The following is a 15,270-nucleotide window of genomic DNA, read 5'->3' on the forward strand; positions in this document are numbered from 1 at the left end:
ACGCTCCAATCGATGGTGTCATCGATCGGGTCGGCTGCGATGCAGAAAGGGCATAGATGAAGACCTGCATCGAGCTAACCCGATGCGGTCCGACATCACGATCGTTCCTGAAGAACGGCCGCCAGAGGGGCCCGGTCCCGCAGAGCCGATCTGGGGACGAGATGCCGGCGGTTCAAGGCGTCAGCGCAGCCAGCCCTGCGCGCGATACCAATCGGCCGTCTCCTTGAGGCCCGTCGGCGTATGCACCTTCGGAGCCCAAAGCGTCTCGGAGGGACGGCGGTCGGCGGCGACGACCCAGTCGGGATGGCAGAAATAACGCACCCGATCCCGGGTGAGCTTGGCCTTCTTGCGGCGCACCAGCCGGTCTGCAGCAGAGGCGAGATGCAGGATCGGGCGCGGCATCGCCACGGCGAGCGCACGCTTTCCATAGATCCGGCCGAGCGTCCTGGCGAAATGGCGATGTTCCCAGCCGCCGTCGCGGCCGTCGTCGGGCTCATAAAGCGCCGAGCGGCTGTCGGGATCGTCGAGCACGGCGAGCAGCAGTCTGCAGAGATCCTCGACATGGATGACCGAAAAATGCCCGCCGGGCGGCAGACCAATCAGGCCAAAGCGGGCCATCCTGAACAGTTCGAACGTTTCGCGGTCGCCGGGGCCGTAGATCGCCGGCGGACGGATGATCGTCCAGTCCAGGCCAGAGGCCGAAACCACACGCTCGGACTTGAGCTTCGAGCGGCCATAGGCGGAAAGATCGGGCTCGCGCGCCGAAAGGCTGGAGACATGAATAAAGCGTCGCACGCCGGTGCGCCGTGCGGCATCGATCATGCTGGCCGTGCCGCCGACATTGATTGCGTCGAACTCGGCTTCACTGCCGTTGATGGCACCGGCGACGTGGATCACTGCATCCGCGCCGGCGCAGAGCTTCTCGAGCGAGTCGGGGCGATCGAGCGCGCCTTCCACCCAGGCGATCTCGTCCTCCGGCGGCTTCCAGGCGCGGGTGAGCGCGCGCACGTCATAGCCTTCGTCGATGGCGAGGCGGAGGAGGTGGGAACCGACGAACCCGGTTCCTCCGGTGACGGCGAGGGTGCGAATGCTGCCCGTCCGCCTCACAGCGGCGACCAGCCGTCCTGGGCCTCCGCATCCTCATCGCTCTTCTGTTCGGGGGAAATCCGCTCGAGCAGCGCATCGAGCACCTGCTCGACGCCCTTGCCGGTGGCACCCGAGACGATCAGCGGACGCACGCCGGCTTCCTGCTCGAGCTCGTCGGCAAGCGCGGCAAGCATCTCGTCGTCCAGCGTGTCCGCCTTGTTGAGTGCCAGGATCTCGTCCTTGTCCTCCAGCCCCTCGCCATAGGCTTCGAGCTCGTCACGGACGGTGCGGTAGGTGCCGGAAACGTCCTCTTCATTGGCGTCCACCAAATGGAGCAGAACACGGCAGCGCTCAATATGGCCAAGGAAGCGGTCTCCGATGCCGGCGCCTTCCGCCGCACCCTCGATCAGGCCCGGAATGTCGGCCATCACGAACTCGAGGCCCTTGTGTCGGACGACGCCGAGCTTGGGGTGGAGCGTCGTGAACGGATAGTCGCCGACCTTGGCATTGGCATTGGTCACGGCGTTGATGAAGGTCGATTTACCGGCATTGGGCAATCCGACCAGGCCGACGTCGGCAAGCAGCTTCAGGCGCAGCCACACCCACATTTCCTCGGCCGGCCAGCCGACGCCGTGCTGGCGCGGGGCGCGGTTGGTCGAGGTCTTGTAGCTGGCATTGCCGCGGCCGCCGTCGCCGCCGCGCAGCAGCACCACGCGCTGGCCGATCTCGGTCATGTCGGCGAGGACATGTTCCTGATCGTCGGAGATGATCTGGGTGCCGACCGGCACCTTGATCACGAGGTCGTCGCCGCCGGCGCCGGTCTGGTTGCGACCCGAACCGCCCTTGCCCCGCGGAGCCTTGAAATGCTGGGTGTATCGAAAGTCGATGAGCGTGTTGAGGCCCTCGACCGCCTCGAAGATGATGTCGCCGCCCTTGCCGCCGTTGCCGCCGTCCGGCCCGCCATATTCCACGAACTTCTCGCGCCGGAAGCTGACGGCCCCCGGCCCGCCGGAACCCGCTCGAATGAAAATCTTTGCTTGGTCTAGAAAATGCATCGGGTGGATTTAGGGACGTGCGCCGTCAACCGCCACCCCCATCGAGGAAAGCAGGTGGCTGCGGGCCAGTTCGCGTGCCTTTTCGGGGCGAAGTCCGAGCGCTGCGGCCATCGGCGCGCCAAGCAACGAATCGCCGAGCGCCGCCAGGACGAGCCAAAGGGTGATCTCATGCACCGGTCGATCGTCATGGCCCTGGCCGAGATGGTCGACGAGCCGGTGGATCGCCTCCAGCACGGGGTTGAGCGCATCCTTGTTGCCCGACAGGATCATCCATGCGGCGAGCGCGCCGGCCCCCTCGCGCCCGAACGCATCGAAAGTGCGGTCGACGATCTCGCGCGGGTCCGCGTCCCCGGTGCGGGCGCGGACCACGGCATCGCCGATCGCAGCGGTGATCCGATCCGAGAGATAGCGGGCAAGTTCGGCCTGGAGCTCGGCCGCGGAGCCGAAATGGTGGAGCAGATTGGCGTGGGTGCGCCCGATCCTCCCGGCAACGGCCTTGAGGGTTACCGCCTGCGGCCCAGCCTCGATCAGCAGGGTGCGGGCGGCTTCCAAAGCGGCGGAACGACTTTCCTCCGGGGTGAGTCGGGCTCGGACTGTTGACATCAGTGTAAGTAAACGCAATCTATCATGGACAAGGAGATACAGCATGGCGAGCGTTGCGACACCCTCCGATCTCACGATCACGCCGCGTGACCAGAGGTTCGGTCGCGGCAGCAAGACCGAGCGCTGGTGGCTGGCCGGGGATCCGATCGGCACCGCCCTCTACAATGCGCTGTCGGCGACCTTTCCCAAGGGCGAGGCCTTCTTCGTTGAAAGCGTCCGCGCCTTTCGCGAGGGCGCCGAGCCGAGGCTCGCTGCCGACATCAAGGCGTTCACCACCCAGGAGGTGATGCACAGCCGTGAGCATGTTGCCTTCAACAAGCGCGCCGTCGATGCCGGCTACGATCTCAGCCGACTCGACAAGGCCGTGGACGATCGGCTTGCCATCGTTCGCGCCCGCCACCCGATGGTCAGCCTCGCAGCGACGATGGCGCTCGAGCATTTCACCGCGATGCTGGCGCACGAGCTGCTCGCCGATCCGCGGCACCTCGCCGGTGCCGATGCGGAGACGGCGGCCCTGTGGCGCTGGCACGCGATCGAGGAAATCGAGCATAAGGGCGTCGCCTACGACACCTGGCTTCATGCGACCAGGGACCTGAGCCGGTTCAAGCGCTGGAGCATCAAGGCGCGCGTCATGCTGCTCGTCACTCATCATTTCCTGGTCGATCGTGCCAAGGGCGCGCTCGATCTGCTTGCCCAGGACGGGATCAGCGGCCCGAAGGCGTGGGCACGCCTGTTCTGGTTCTCGTTCGTGAAGCCCGGCATGATGCGCAAGATCCTCGGAGCCTGGCTGCGCTACTTCCTTCCCCGCTTCCATCCCTGGAACCATGACGATCGGGCCTTGATCGAGGCTGAAGAGAAAGCGCTCGGCTACGCCTGATCGGCCTTGGGCGCCGCTTCCTCCTCGGCGTGGGTCGGCGCGAACTCGATCGCCAACACGGCCATGATCCACACTGCAAGCGTGGCGGCGAGACGGTTCACATCCCCTTCGCTGAGGCCCGTGGGGGTCATCCTGTCGTTGGTGAACACCATCGCCAGCAGCCCGATGTAAAGAGCAAGCGTGCCGAGTGCGTAAAGGCGGCGTTCGGACGTTGAGATCATCCGCAGCACCGCGACGGTGCCGGCGAGGAGGATGATCAGCAGGACATAGTCCTTGAGCGGAACCGTGCCGAGAGTGCCCAGATTGGCGCCGAGCAAAGCACCGAAAAAGAGATTGAAGCCGTCGACCGAGCCGAGTCTCTCCGCCTTCGTCTGCTTCCAGATCGACACCATCGACTCCCCCCCTGCAATCGCCGCCCAGGCTAAACGGGGCGGCAATTGCAGGGAAGGGAAGAATGGCCATCACGCCGCCATGCGTGCGTCCGCCGCCGCCGGTTCTTCGGCATCCAGCACCAGGGCGAATTCCCGGCAGGGCGCCAGTTCCCGCCGGCCGGCGCTGAACCGCGGCATCACGCCCGTGGAGCGGAATCCGAGCTTGTGCAGGACCCGGCCCGAAGCGGGGTTGTCGAGGAAATGTCCCGCGTGGAGCCGCGGCAGCCGCAGGCTCTCGCGAGCCATCGCGATCACGGCGCGGCCGGCCTCCGTGGCGTAGCCGAGGCCCCAGAACGGGCGTGCGATCCAGTAGCCCAATTCCATCTCGCCATCGGGACGGCGGCCGAGGCCGATCGCGCCGGCAAGCTGCGGCGCACCCAAAGTGCGGCGGAAGATCAGCATGGAGGGTTCGGCCGGCGAACGGTCGGTCGTCAGGAAGGCCTCCGCATCCGCCAGCGTATAAGGCCAGGGTGCACTGGCGAGATTACGGACGATCGCCTCGTCCGCCACCGCTGCGTAGAGGGCAGGGGCGTCCTGCGTCCAGCCGGGCCGCAGCAGCAATCTCTCGGTCCTTGCAAACATCGTCTCTTCCTCTCTGGGCCTTGCCCGCGCCGCTACCCTTGCGAGGTTTCAGCGCGGTGACAGTTTCGAGGGAGAAACGAAAAAGGGAGAGGGGGTGACCCCTCTCCCTCGAACGGTGCTCTTGTGAGTACCTTGGGGTCACCCGTCGGGCGACCCTGGCAAGGTCGCCAATTATTCGGCTGCTTGCGCAATCATGTCGACGCATACGTATTTGCGGCCGAGCTTGCCGTCACGGAACGTGACTCGACCTTCGGTGAGCGCGAACAGGGTATGGTCCTTGCCCATGCCGACGTTGGCGCCCGGGTACCAACGGGTACCGCGCTGACGCACGATGATGTTGCCGGCGAGAACCTGTTCGCCGCCGAACTTCTTCACGCCGAGACGACGACCCGCCGAGTCGCGACCGTTGCGGGAGGAACCGCCTGCTTTCTTATGTGCCATCTCTGATCTGCCTTCGTCTTACTCGGAGTCGCTCTTGTCGGCGACCGGGGTATCGGTTGCCGGGCTCTCTGCACCCTCGACCTTGAGCGGTGCCTGAACGTGCGCTTCGGTCTCGGCCGGAGCGGCGACCTTCTTGGCGCGTGGCTTCTTGGCAGGCGCCTCGGCCGAAGCCTCGGGAGCCGGCGCCGAAGTCTCGGCAGCATCCTGAGCCGGGGCGGACGCCGTCTTGGCGGCCTTCGGCTTGGTCTCGGCCTGCTGATCGCCGATGCCGACGATGCGCAGGATCGTGTGCTGCTGGCGATGGCCCTTCTTGCGGCGGTAATTGTGCCGGCGGCGCTTCTTGAAGACGATGACCTTGTCGGCCTTCGCCTGCGCGATGATTTCCGCCGCGACGGTCAAGCCATCGGTCGAGCGCAGCTCGGACCCTTCGCCGGCGATAAGGATATCGCCCAGCGTGATGGTGTCGCCCGCTTCACCAGCGAGCTTCTCGACGACGATTTTGTCTCCTGCGGCAACGCGATACTGCTTGCCGCCCGTGCGCACGACTGCGAACATGGCTTGTCTCAACTACCTTCCAGCTTTTTCCCGCATGCGGAATCGGCGAGAGCCGGGGGCTCCGCGCAGGAGAGTTGAGGGCTGCTACAGTGAGGTGCTTTCCATGTCAACCAAGAGCGACCCCTAAATTCCGGTAGGGTCGAAACCCATTGATCAGTGAGTCCGTTCCCGTCGCATCCGGTAGCGTCCTTCCGCATAGGCGTCGAACAGTCCGTCGATCCCCGGATGGTCGACCGGCTCGTCACTGTCATCCGATTCCAGATTCTGCTGGCTGACATAGGCGATGTAGCTCGACTCGCCATTCTCGGCGAGCAGATGGTAGAAGGGCTGGTCCTTGGGCGGACGCAGATCCTCGGGGATCGCCTGATACCATTCGTCGCTGTTGGCGAAGACCGGATCAACGTCGTAGATGACGCCTCGGAAATCATAGAGGCGATGACGAACGACGTCGCCGATGGTGAAATCTGCGTGGCGGATGATCGGCGCGGTCGCGCCGTCTTCCGCCGATGAGGACTTTTCGAAGCGGTGCATGCCGCCGATGTAGGAAATCTCCCGGAATTCGCAAGATTGCGGGGTTGGCAAGCGCGAAACGCTCGGCTAAGCGCCCCGCCTGTCGACCAACCGCCGGCTCGTTCCGGCGCGACGACCTTTTGCGGAGAGGTGCCAGAGTGGTCGATTGGGACGGTCTCGAAAACCGTTGTGCCCTCACGGGTACCGTGGGTTCGAATCCCACCCTCTCCGCCACTTTCTTCCGCTAAGCTGCCGGCATCCCCCGCGATCTGCGGGTCACCGTCGCACGCTTGTCGAAGCGATCGCGCCGAACCATAAGATCACGATGCGCATCGCCCCTCGATACCGTGTTGCCGACGATCGCAGGCGGCTCGCGTCGAGGGCGACCGAGCGATGAGCGAATTCTGCGACCGCTTCGGCATTCGGCTGCCGATCATCCAGGCACCGATGGCGGGCGTCTCTTCGCCGGCCATGGCTGCCGCCGTCGGCCGGGCGGGCGCCCTTGGATCGCTCGGCGTCGGCGCGACCGATGCCCCGGGCGCACGGGCGATGATCGCCGAAGCGCGGGAAAAGGCGGCCGGCCCGCTCAACGTCAATCTCTTCTGCCATCGTCCTGCGGTGTCGGACGCTGCCGTGGAGGCCGCGTGGATCGCGTGCTGGCGTCCGCAATTCGACGCTTTCGGCGCCGCGCCGCCGGCGGCGCTGACCGAAATCTACCGCAGCTTCGTCGAGGATCACGCGATGCTGGCGATGCTCCTCGACGCGCGCCCGTCCGTCGTCAGTTTCCATTTCGGCTTGCCGGGGGAGGCCGCCATTCGGGCGCTTCGCGCCGCCGGGATCGTGCTGATCGCGACCGCCACGAGCGTCGTCGAAGCGCGCAGCCTGGAGCAGGCGGGGATCGACGCCATCGTTGCGCAGGGTTGGGAAGCCGGCGGCCACCGCGGGTCGTTCGATCCCGATGCGCCCGACGATCGCATCGGCACGATGGCGTTGACGCGGCTGCTGGTTCGGGAGACTTCGGTGCCGGTCATCGCCGCGGGCGGGATCATGGACGGCGCCGGGATTGCCGCAGCGCTGCAGCTCGGCGCCGCCGCTGCCCAGTTGGGCACCGCCTTCATCGCCTGCGACGAGAGCCTTGCGGATGCGGCCTATCGGGAGGCGCTTGCCGGAGACGCGGCCCACCACACCGTCATGACGCGCGCGATCTCCGGACGGCCGGCGCGCTGCCTCGCCAACCGCTTCACGCGCCTGGGAGCGGACGCCGCGGCGCAGGCGATCCCGGCCTATCCGATCGCCTATGATCTCGGAAAGGCGCTGAACGCTGCAGCCAAGGCCCGGTCGGAGTTCGGCTTCGGCGCGCAGTGGGCCGGGCAGGGGGCGCCGCTGGCGCGCGCGATGCCGGCCGGCGCGCTGGTGGCGACGCTTGCCGCGGAGCTCGATCGAGCTGCTTAATCGGCGGCGCGACCAAGCACCTTGGCCTCGGCCTCAGCTTTCATAGTCGGAGAGAAGCCGTTTGAGGCGGCGCGCTTCCGGCGTCAGATCGCGAAAATAGCGCCAGGCGAAGGTGGCGGCGCTGAGCAGGAGAGCGCCGCCCATCAGGATCGCAGCGTCGCGGAGGTTGGACGGCGTCATCTTGCCGACCTGAAGCAGCTGAAACAGGGAAAGCGCCAACGCGCCGGCGAACAGTGGAAAGGCGTATCCGAGCGTGCGGATACGCCGGCGTGCCGCCGCATTGTCGTCGATCAGCGCGCGCAGCGCGTCTGGCACGGAGCTCGACACCGAGGCCGGCATGGCAGCGTCGGCGCGATGGTGCCTCAGATATTGCCGGACGATGATCGCGAAGACTCCCCAGGAGAGAAGGAGCATGACGGCCGCGCCCCATTCCCGTCCTGCATCGGCGACCTGGCGGATCAGGAAGGCGTGGACGATCATCCCGGTCCAGCCAAGCATGGCGAGGCCGATGAGCCCGATCTGGAGCTGGAACGTGCGGCGGCGCTTGGCGAGACTGTGCATCATGTCCTCCATCAAATAATGTTGTGCGGCATCGCTGGGACTGTTCGCGGACGAAGCCCAAGCGCGCTCGAGGCGTTCAAAGTCCATCTTCGGCTTCCTTCACGAGAGCGGCGATACGGGTACGCGCACGGCTGAGGCGTGCGCCGACATTTCCGATGGTGAGCCCGTGCAGCGCGGCAATGTCCGCATAAGCGATGCCCTCGAGTGACAGCAGGATCAGCGAGCGATCGATCGGCGGCAGCGCTCGAATCGCCGCATAGAGGCGCTCGAGGAGGGCGGCCTCTTCCGGATCCGCGCCGGTGCCTGCCTCATCGCGCGCCGCTTCGCGCTCGGCCTCGGCGGCGCGGCTGCGGCTGCGACCCCATCGCCGCCGCCAGGTCAGCGCGCGATTATGGGCGACGCGGTAGACGAAGGTCGCGGCCGCAGCGTCTCCGCGATAGGCCGGGGCCGCCTTCCAGACGGCGATCATCAATTCCTGCAGAAGATCGTGCTGGTCCGCCGGATCGGCGAAGGCGCGGCTGATCCGCTGAAGGATGCCGAGATGCACCCTCATCCAGTCCGCGAACTTGGTCTCCGACGGGTTCATCGCCACACCCCTTCGACCGCTTAGACGACTGGGGGCGCCGATTTCTTACACGGGCGGCGCAACCGGCGATCGTAGCGGACCTACGGCGTCGACGGTCCCGCGCGCTCGCCCGGTTCCCGCCGGTGCGGCGGCAGATCGTCATAGGCGTAATCGAGGCGGGTGGGATCCGCCATCTCGGCGGGCGTGGATTCCCATGCCCGCCCCAGCGGCATCGGCATCGTGAAGATGGGAGCGTCGATGCGCGTCTCGTCGGCGGAGGGCGTTCGACTGCCCGCTGCCATCCACAGGCGATCGATGTGGGCCTGATGGAGCCAGAAGATCGGGTCGAGCGCCGCCGTGGCCTGCTCGAACATCAGCCCGGGAAGATGTGGCGGCTGGGGATCCTTGCCGCCGATACGCCGACGGGCTTCCTCGGCCTGTGCGAGGTCCGAAGGCGCGAGATCGGCGGCGCCGCCGATCCCGTCGTCGGTTGCCGGGGCGGTTTCCTTGTCGGGCATGCCGTAGCGCTGCGGGCTGAACAGCGGGTTGTCGCCATGTCCGTCGGGCCAGTCCGAAGAGACGAAGGCGGGCGGCAGCCGGTTTTGATTGGGGGCGAACGGGTTCCAATAAGGCAGCGCCCAATCCCTCGGGCCGCCGAGTTCGGCCAGAGCCGCGCGGATATTGGCTTCGAAAGCGAGAAGGTAGAAGCGTTGCCAGGCGAGAAGATGACGTCCGGCCCTTTTCCCCTGGTTCCAGTAAAGCGCGATCAGTGGCTGTGCAGGCGGCGCGTCGGACGGGCGCAGCCAGCCGAGCTTCTGCCAGAGGTGCGGATCGAAGCCCTGGATCGCGGCGTAGAAGCGCCAGCTGGTCGGCTCTGACAGAGGGCGCCGCCGCATCGAGGCGACGGCGCGGGCATACCACAGGATCGGATCGGCCCACTCGCCTCCGAATTGCTGCACGTCGCGGCGCAAATACGTCATCACCCTCGCCCCTCGCGATCATGGCGATCGCAGCCGCCTCCCTTTGAGCACATCTATTGGGGCGCCGATAGAATGGTCACGCGAAATCGTGCGACTGGATGCTGTGGATTTAACGTCCATTTTGATTGTTTTGGGACAGATTGCACGCAATTACTTCAAAGTGGAGGTAAAATCCTATAAATGTATTAACTGTTATTCGTCGGATCCTGTTTGGACCGACTTGGCGATGCGCCGCTGGCATCCGGGGAGCAGACCGGGCTAGAGGTGGGAACTCGAGGAAAGCGCGGGTCACGCCCGCGATATGCCGGACAAGGAAGATCGATGAGCTTCAGCATCTACGACGCCTCCGCCCCCCTGTTCGTGCGCTCGCTACGGACGATGCGCGCCTGGCTCGACAAGGCTGCGGCGGAGAAAGACGAGGCCCAGCTTCTCGAGGCGCGGCTGGCGCCCGATATGCGGCCGTTTCCGGCCCAATATCAGATGGCGTCCGATTCGGCGAAAAATGCAATCGCACGGCTGTGCGGCGTCGAGGCGCCGTCGATGCCCGACACCGAAGCGAGCTTCTCCGAGCTGAAGGACCGGTGCGATCGTACGATCGCCTTCATCGAAAGCGTCGATCCAGCCGCTTTCGCCGGCGCCGAAGCGCGTGAGGTCGAGCTTCGCTTTCCGGGCGGCATTGGCTACCGCTGGGCCGGCGCCGCCTATCTGACCGGTTTCGCCATTCCCAATTTCTTCTTCCACGTCACCACCGCCTACGCGATCCTGCGTGCGTCCGGAGTCTCGATCGGCAAGCCCGATTACCTGCAGCATCTCGGCCCGCCCAATCTTCAGCCCGAGGGATGACGGTGGACCGCCGGGCGCGCGCTCCGCGTTGAGCCGGGGCCTGTCCCGGCCTAAGGCCGACGATGTGGACGCATCGGGCTCATCGAGGGACGGATGACATTCTTGCCGCGAAGCTTCGGCCCCGGAGCAGGGCGGGTGAGGCCGCTGTTCGGCTATCTCATCGCTTTGCTGGCCGTCGGCGCCGCCTATCTCGCCCGCGGCGCGTTGACGGCGCAGCTCGGCGACCGCTCACCCTTCCTGCTGTTCGTGCTGCCGGTCGTCATCGCAGTCTTCTACGGCGGGCGTGGACCAGGGCTGCTCGCCGGGCTGATCTCGCTTCTCGCCGGCCTCAGTTTCGTCGCCGTGCCCGATCGCATGACCGTCCACATTCTCGTCCAGGCCGCCTTGTTCGTGCTCGTCTGCGCGGGCGTCGGCTGGCTCGGCGGCAGGCTCGCGCGCCAGCAGCGCCTCGGCGAGCAGCATCGCGAGGCCGCGGAGGCCGAGGCAGGGCGGGCGCGGGCGGCGGGCGAGGAGCTTCGCCTGCTGCTCGAAGGCGCGACCCGCTACGCCATCTTCATGGTCGATCCGGAGGGAAGCATCGGCAGCTGGAACAGCGGTGCCGAACGAGTCTTCGGCTGGCGGGAGGAGGAAGTGCTCGGCCGCCCGAGCGCGATGTTCACCGCCGAGGAGGAGGGCGCGAGGCGCGCGCGCGACGCCCTCGATCAGGCGCGTGCCGAGGGACGCTATAGCGACGAGGCCTGGTATCTGCGTGCCGACGGATCGGAATTCCTTGCCGATGCCACGATCACGCCGCTGTGGCGCGAGAACGGTGTCCTGCGCGGATACGCCACCATAGTTCACGACGTCACCGATCGGCGCGCGGCGGAGCGCAATCTGGAAAAACGCGAGCAGCATCTGCAGTCGATCCTCGCCACTGTTCCCGACGCGATGATCGTGATCGACGAAAAGGGCATCATGATCTCGTTCAGCGCGGCCGCCGAAAAACTGTTCGGCTATTCCGAGCGCGAGATGGTCGGCCGCAACGTCAGCCTGCTGATGCCCTCGCCGGACCGAGAGCGACACGATGCCTATCTCGAGCGCTACCTTGCGACCGGCGATGCCCACATCATCGGCATCGGCCGGATCGTCACCGGGCTCCGAGCCGACGGCAGCACCTTCCCGATGAAGCTGTCGGTCGGCGAGGCACTGACGGACGACCAGCGCCTGTTCACCGGCTTCGTTCAGGATCTCACCGAGCGCAAGGATTTCGAGGCGCGGGTCGAGCAGTTGAAATCGGAGCTGATCCACGTCTCCCGCCTCAGCGCGATGGGAACGATGGCGTCGACGCTCGCCCATGAGCTCAACCAGCCGCTGACCGCGATCGCGAGCTACGGCGAGGCGGTGCGCGATCTGCTTGATGGGCCCGAGGAGGTCGAGAAGGATCTGCTCCGCGAAGTGTTCACGGAGATGTCGGGCCAGGCATTGCGCGCCGGGTCCATCGTCCGCCGGCTGCGCGAGTTCGTTGCGCGCGGCGATGTCGCAAAGACGATCGAGGATCTCCCCAAGCTGATCGACGAGGCGAGCGCGCTCGCGCTGGTCGGCAGCAAGGAGAAAGGGATCACCCCTCAATTCGTCTACGCGCAAGACGCGACTCCGGTGCTGGTCGATCGCGTGCAGATCCAGCAGGTGCTGATGAACCTGATGCGCAATGCGATCGAGGCGATGGACGGCTGCCCGGTCCGCCGCCTCAGCGTCGCCACGACGTTGCTCGATCCCGAAACCGTGCAGGTGTCGGTCGCGGACACCGGACCCGGGATCGCCCCCGAAATCGCCGAGCGTCTGTTCGAGGCCTTCACCAGCACCAAGCGCAGCGGCATGGGCCTCGGCCTGTCGATCTGCCGGACGATCGTCGAATCGCATGGCGGCCGCATCCGCGCGCGCCCGCTGGACGGCGGCGGGACCGAATTCCTGTTCACCCTGATGCGGCCGCCGACGGAGCCGGTGCCGTGACCAGGCCCGTGGTTCACCTCGTCGACGACGAGGATCCGGTCCGCCGCTCGATCCAGCTGATGCTGAAGGTGATGGGCTATGACGTGCTCGCCTATGACAGTGGCACGGCATTGCTCGCCGGGGCCGATGCGCTGAAGCCCGGCTGCATCCTGCTCGACCTCCGCATGCCCGATGTCGATGGCCTCGAAGTGCAAAGGCGCCTTCGGCGGGCCGCCGTCGACTCCCCGATTGTGATGATGAGCGGCCATGGCGATCTGGCGGTGGCGCTGCAGGCAATGCGCGACGGCGCCATCGCCTTCCTGGAGAAGCCGTTCGCCAAGTCGGCGCTGAAGCAGGCGCTGGATCTCGCCTTCCTCAAGCTCCTCGATCCGGCCGGCTATCGGGCGTACCTCGAGGAGGCGTCAGACAAAGTTGCGGTGCTCGATCCAGCCGCCCGGGCGATACTCGGTCACATCGCCCGCGGCGCATCGAACGACGGGGTGGCGGCCATGCTCGGCCTCAGCCCGCCGGCGATCGATGTTGCACGGGCCCGCCTGTTCTCGGATCTCGGCGTCGACAGCGTCACCGATGCGCTTCGTGTCGCATTCGCTGCGGGGCTCGGTCTCTCGTCCGAATAGGGACTAATCCGTAAAGGCAGGATCGTTGCGACGGCCGATAATGGTGTCACTCGAAGACGCCACAAATGACGGACCACCCGATGCTCAGCCTCGCCCCCGATCGCGGCGATCGACCGCGCGTTCTGCTCGTCGAGGACGATGCAGCGGTGCGCCGCGCCTTGCAATTGCTGCTGCAGGGGCAGGGCTATGACGTTCGCGCCTATCGGTCCGCGATCGGCCTCGCCCGCGACCCGGAGGCGCTGCGCGCCGCCTGCCTGGTCTGCGATCTGATCATGCCTGAGAAGGACGCGGTGGAATTGCTCGGCGAGTTGCGCGCCGCGGGCTGGGCCGGGCCTGGGATCCTGATCAGCGGCCAGCTAGACGACCGTTTCCGCGGTCAGGCGCAGGGTTTCGAGCGCGTGCTCGCCAAGCCGATCGCCGAAAATCTCCTGAAGCGTTCGGTCGCCGAGCTGATCGGCCGACGATCACCGCCGGCTGTCTGAACGCATCCGGGACGGCAAACGGGGCCGCCGTCCCGTGCGAACCATCAGGCCCGGTAGCCCAGCCTCTTCGACAGAATGACCAGTGATGCATCGCCCGGACACGCGCTCGCCTCGAAGCCCATTTCCTTTTCGAGCCCGATCGCCTGTCGGTGGTCGCGACTCTCAATCGATTGCAGCGCCTTGATTCCGCATTGGCGGGCATGGTCCGCCGCGTGATCGAGCAGGGTCCAACCGACACCCTTGCCTTTGAAGTCGGCGCGCACCGCAATCGCGACCTCGGCCGTGTTTGAAGCCTCGTCCGCGGCGATCATCGCGCTCGCGACCAGCGCGCCCGTCTCGGTGTCGAAAGCGAGCAGATTCTCGGTCCGCCTGTGGTCGACATTGACCAACGGCTCGAGGAAATCGTGGCCGATCTTGCGCACCGCGGTGAGGAAGCGGAACCGCAAATCCTCCGGCGTCGCCTGGCCGAAGAAGTCGGCGAGCGCCGGCTCGTCCTCGGGCGCCGCGGGGCGCACGTTTAGCCGCACGCCGTCGCGCGTGGTCAATTGGGCGCTCCACCCCGGGAGCAGGCGGTCGGCCGCCCCTGTATCGCTGTTGTTGATCGAAGTGGTCATCGTCCCTCTCTCGCAAGGCCGGCAGCCCTGTACGTCGCACTGGGCGCGGGCCGCGCCTATCCGTGATTGCCCCTGATAGGAGCAGACGTCGGGCTGCAGCGCACATTGCAATTGATGTGGGCACCGATGGCGCAGCCTTGCTAGGGTGCGCTGGGAGGAGCACGCGATGACCTTGGCCGACCAGATCACGCAGGATGCAGGGCGCACGGTGCGGCGGAGCCCGCCGCCGGGAGGCCGGCTCCATCTCGATCGCATTCCATCTCCGATGGGAACCCTGCTGCTCGTCCACGACGGCGACGGGTGCGTGCGGGCGCTCGATTTCGACGATTACGGTCCGCGCATGCGGCGACTGCTGGAGCGTCATTACGGGCCGATCGAAACATGCGACGCGCCGGTGCCCGCACCGGTTCGCGCCGCGCTCGATGCTTATTTCCTGCGGGATTTCAGCCTTCTCGACACGATCCCGGTGGCGGCGAGCGGCTCCGAATTCCAGCACCGCGTGTGGACGGCCCTGCTGCGGATCGGCCCCGGCGAGACCTGGAGCTACGGCCGGCTCGCCGCCACGATCGGTGCGCCGGCCGCCTCGCGCGCCGTCGGCCTCGCCAACGGCGCCAATCCGATCGCGGTGATCGTGCCCTGCCACCGGGTGATCGGCGCCAACGGCACGCTCACTGGTTATGGCGGCGGCCTCGACCGGAAACGGTGGCTCCTCCAGCATGAGGAAACCAATCTGTTTTCGTGATGCGCGTCTTGAGGACGTCAGTTCCCAGGAAACCCGATCACCGTTCGGGCTGAGCTGTCGAAGCCCTCTCCTCAACTGTTCAGCACAAGAAAAGGGGAGGACTTCGACAAGCGCAGTCCGAACGGGGAATGTGGACCTGAGATTCGCCGCGTCGCCGCTAGAGCATGATCATTTTTCTGTGAATCTGGCAGGGGATTCCCAAAGGGCCTGGATCGTGATTCAAGGTGCTGGCTGGAAGGAGGCCAGCATGGATGACGCGGCCTTATTCAAATGATCTTCGCGAGC

General features: G+C 66.2%; 19 protein-coding genes and 1 tRNA gene. 8 read left to right on the top strand and 12 right to left on the bottom strand.

The window, feature by feature from the left end; genetic code table 11:
- Positions 1–180: 180 nt before the first annotated feature.
- From C7I55_RS19280 to C7I55_RS19290, 3 genes are read right to left on the bottom strand one after another with little or no spacing between them, the layout of a single operon-like run.
- Entirely contained in the window at positions 181–1,107 is a 927-nt protein-coding gene (locus tag C7I55_RS19280; protein WP_233222305.1) for an NAD-dependent epimerase/dehydratase family protein, read from the bottom strand.
- Complete coding sequence (gene obgE, locus C7I55_RS19285) at positions 1,104–2,141, bottom strand: GTPase ObgE (RefSeq protein ID WP_106514632.1); 1,038 nt, start codon at positions 2,139–2,141, stop codon at positions 1,104–1,106. Before obgE ends, C7I55_RS19280 begins: the two co-directional genes overlap by 4 nt.
- A 9-nt stretch (positions 2,142–2,150) precedes the next feature.
- A complete protein-coding gene (locus C7I55_RS19290; protein ID WP_106514633.1) occupies positions 2,151–2,744 on the bottom strand; it encodes a TetR/AcrR family transcriptional regulator in 594 nt (197 codons plus the stop codon).
- 43 nt (positions 2,745–2,787) lie between these two features.
- On the opposite strand from C7I55_RS19290, the gene C7I55_RS19295 reads away from it, so the two are divergent.
- Positions 2,788–3,621, top strand: a complete 834-nt coding sequence (locus tag C7I55_RS19295; protein WP_106514634.1) for a metal-dependent hydrolase — start codon at positions 2,788–2,790, stop codon at positions 3,619–3,621.
- Here the strand turns inward: C7I55_RS19295 and C7I55_RS19300 are convergent.
- The 5 genes from C7I55_RS19300 to hspQ form a co-directional block, all read right to left on the bottom strand.
- Entirely contained in the window at positions 3,612–4,013 is a 402-nt protein-coding gene (locus C7I55_RS19300) for a hypothetical protein (protein ID WP_106514635.1), read from the bottom strand. The genes C7I55_RS19295 and C7I55_RS19300 overlap by 10 nt on opposite strands.
- Before the next feature lie 69 nt (positions 4,014–4,082).
- Complete coding sequence (locus C7I55_RS19305; protein ID WP_106514636.1) at positions 4,083–4,634, bottom strand: GNAT family N-acetyltransferase; 552 nt, start codon at positions 4,632–4,634, stop codon at positions 4,083–4,085.
- Between the two features lie 171 nt (positions 4,635–4,805).
- Complete coding sequence (gene rpmA, locus C7I55_RS19310) at positions 4,806–5,075, bottom strand: 50S ribosomal protein L27 (RefSeq protein ID WP_106514637.1); 270 nt, start codon at positions 5,073–5,075, stop codon at positions 4,806–4,808.
- Between the two features lie 18 nt (positions 5,076–5,093).
- Positions 5,094–5,630: a 50S ribosomal protein L21 gene (gene rplU, locus C7I55_RS19315; protein WP_106514638.1), complete on the bottom strand. Its 537-nt coding sequence runs from the start codon at positions 5,628–5,630 to the stop codon at positions 5,094–5,096.
- Positions 5,631–5,783: 153 nt separating this feature from the next.
- Positions 5,784–6,161, bottom strand: a complete 378-nt coding sequence (gene hspQ / locus C7I55_RS19320) for a heat shock protein HspQ (RefSeq protein ID WP_106514639.1) — start codon at positions 6,159–6,161, stop codon at positions 5,784–5,786.
- 123 nt (positions 6,162–6,284) lie between these two features.
- Between hspQ and C7I55_RS19325 the strand changes: the two genes are divergently transcribed.
- Positions 6,285–6,374: transfer RNA gene (locus tag C7I55_RS19325), tRNA-Ser, on the top strand.
- Between the two features lie 159 nt (positions 6,375–6,533).
- The gene (locus C7I55_RS19330) at positions 6,534–7,592 is read left to right on the top strand and encodes an NAD(P)H-dependent flavin oxidoreductase (protein ID WP_106514640.1); all 1,059 of its coding nucleotides are present in this window, start codon (positions 6,534–6,536) and stop codon (positions 7,590–7,592) included.
- Positions 7,593–7,625: 33 nt separating this feature from the next.
- Here the strand turns inward: C7I55_RS19330 and C7I55_RS19335 are convergent, their stop codons facing one another.
- From C7I55_RS19335 to C7I55_RS19345, 3 genes are all read right to left on the bottom strand, one after another.
- A complete protein-coding gene (locus C7I55_RS19335; RefSeq protein WP_106514641.1) occupies positions 7,626–8,240 on the bottom strand; it encodes a hypothetical protein in 615 nt (204 codons plus the stop codon).
- Complete coding sequence (locus C7I55_RS19340; protein ID WP_106514642.1) at positions 8,230–8,739, bottom strand: RNA polymerase sigma factor; 510 nt, start codon at positions 8,737–8,739, stop codon at positions 8,230–8,232. Before C7I55_RS19340 ends, C7I55_RS19335 begins: the two co-directional genes overlap by 11 nt.
- A gap of 80 nt (positions 8,740–8,819) precedes the next feature.
- Entirely contained in the window at positions 8,820–9,698 is an 879-nt protein-coding gene (locus C7I55_RS19345; protein ID WP_106514643.1) for a tyrosinase family protein, read from the bottom strand.
- Positions 9,699–10,019: 321 nt separating this feature from the next.
- Between C7I55_RS19345 and C7I55_RS19350 the strand changes: the two genes are divergently transcribed.
- From C7I55_RS19350 to C7I55_RS19365, 4 genes are all read left to right on the top strand, one after another.
- Complete coding sequence (locus C7I55_RS19350) at positions 10,020–10,541, top strand: DUF1993 domain-containing protein (RefSeq protein WP_106514644.1); 522 nt, start codon at positions 10,020–10,022, stop codon at positions 10,539–10,541.
- 93 nt (positions 10,542–10,634) lie between these two features.
- Positions 10,635–12,530, top strand: a complete 1,896-nt coding sequence (locus tag C7I55_RS19355; protein ID WP_106514645.1) for a PAS domain S-box protein — start codon at positions 10,635–10,637, stop codon at positions 12,528–12,530.
- Positions 12,527–13,147 (top strand): response regulator transcription factor, encoded by a 621-nt coding sequence (locus C7I55_RS19360; protein ID WP_158266506.1) that lies wholly within the window; start codon positions 12,527–12,529, stop codon positions 13,145–13,147. The genes C7I55_RS19355 and C7I55_RS19360 overlap by 4 nt, the downstream gene beginning before the upstream one ends.
- A 65-nt stretch (positions 13,148–13,212) precedes the next feature.
- Complete coding sequence (locus C7I55_RS19365; RefSeq protein WP_233222306.1) at positions 13,213–13,629, top strand: response regulator; 417 nt, start codon at positions 13,213–13,215, stop codon at positions 13,627–13,629.
- A 44-nt stretch (positions 13,630–13,673) separates the two neighbouring features.
- Here the strand turns inward: C7I55_RS19365 and C7I55_RS19370 are convergent, their stop codons facing one another.
- Positions 13,674–14,243, bottom strand: coding sequence for a GNAT family N-acetyltransferase (locus tag C7I55_RS19370; protein ID WP_106514647.1), 570 nt, complete (start codon positions 14,241–14,243; stop codon positions 13,674–13,676).
- A 166-nt stretch (positions 14,244–14,409) separates the two neighbouring features.
- Between C7I55_RS19370 and C7I55_RS29285 the strand changes: the two genes are divergently transcribed.
- On the top strand, positions 14,410–14,985 hold the full coding sequence (locus tag C7I55_RS29285; RefSeq protein ID WP_106514648.1) for a methylated-DNA--[protein]-cysteine S-methyltransferase: 576 nt from the start codon (positions 14,410–14,412) through the stop codon (positions 14,983–14,985).
- Positions 14,986–15,270 lie beyond the last annotated feature (285 nt).

Source organism: Allosphingosinicella deserti (assembly GCF_003012735.1).
GTDB lineage: Bacteria > Pseudomonadota > Alphaproteobacteria > Sphingomonadales > Sphingomonadaceae > Allosphingosinicella > Allosphingosinicella deserti.

What these genes read in the sequence shown, in the direction of transcription:
- obgE (WP_106514632.1), bottom strand. Translation starts at nt 2,141, where the DNA reads ATGCATTTTCTAGACCAAGCAAAGATTTTCATTCGAGCGGGTTCCGGC.
- C7I55_RS19290 (WP_106514633.1), bottom strand. Translation starts at nt 2,744, where the DNA reads ATGTCAACAGTCCGAGCCCGACTCACCCCGGAGGAAAGTCGTTCCGCC.
- C7I55_RS19295 (WP_106514634.1), top strand. Translation starts at nt 2,788, where the DNA reads ATGGCGAGCGTTGCGACACCCTCCGATCTCACGATCACGCCGCGTGAC.
- C7I55_RS19300 (WP_106514635.1), bottom strand. Translation starts at nt 4,013, where the DNA reads ATGGTGTCGATCTGGAAGCAGACGAAGGCGGAGAGACTCGGCTCGGTC.
- C7I55_RS19305 (WP_106514636.1), bottom strand. Translation starts at nt 4,634, where the DNA reads ATGTTTGCAAGGACCGAGAGATTGCTGCTGCGGCCCGGCTGGACGCAG.
- rpmA (WP_106514637.1), bottom strand. Translation starts at nt 5,075, where the DNA reads ATGGCACATAAGAAAGCAGGCGGTTCCTCCCGCAACGGTCGCGACTCG.
- rplU (WP_106514638.1), bottom strand. Translation starts at nt 5,630, where the DNA reads ATGTTCGCAGTCGTGCGCACGGGCGGCAAGCAGTATCGCGTTGCCGCA.
- hspQ (WP_106514639.1), bottom strand. Translation starts at nt 6,161, where the DNA reads ATGCACCGCTTCGAAAAGTCCTCATCGGCGGAAGACGGCGCGACCGCG.
- C7I55_RS19330 (WP_106514640.1), top strand. Translation starts at nt 6,534, where the DNA reads ATGAGCGAATTCTGCGACCGCTTCGGCATTCGGCTGCCGATCATCCAG.
- C7I55_RS19335 (WP_106514641.1), bottom strand. Translation starts at nt 8,240, where the DNA reads ATGGACTTTGAACGCCTCGAGCGCGCTTGGGCTTCGTCCGCGAACAGT.
- C7I55_RS19340 (WP_106514642.1), bottom strand. Translation starts at nt 8,739, where the DNA reads ATGAACCCGTCGGAGACCAAGTTCGCGGACTGGATGAGGGTGCATCTC.
- C7I55_RS19345 (WP_106514643.1), bottom strand. Translation starts at nt 9,698, where the DNA reads ATGACGTATTTGCGCCGCGACGTGCAGCAATTCGGAGGCGAGTGGGCC.
- C7I55_RS19350 (WP_106514644.1), top strand. Translation starts at nt 10,020, where the DNA reads ATGAGCTTCAGCATCTACGACGCCTCCGCCCCCCTGTTCGTGCGCTCG.
- C7I55_RS19355 (WP_106514645.1), top strand. Translation starts at nt 10,635, where the DNA reads ATGACATTCTTGCCGCGAAGCTTCGGCCCCGGAGCAGGGCGGGTGAGG.
- C7I55_RS19365 (WP_233222306.1), top strand. Translation starts at nt 13,213, where the DNA reads ATGACGGACCACCCGATGCTCAGCCTCGCCCCCGATCGCGGCGATCGA.
- C7I55_RS19370 (WP_106514647.1), bottom strand. Translation starts at nt 14,243, where the DNA reads ATGACCACTTCGATCAACAACAGCGATACAGGGGCGGCCGACCGCCTG.
- C7I55_RS29285 (WP_106514648.1), top strand. Translation starts at nt 14,410, where the DNA reads ATGACCTTGGCCGACCAGATCACGCAGGATGCAGGGCGCACGGTGCGG.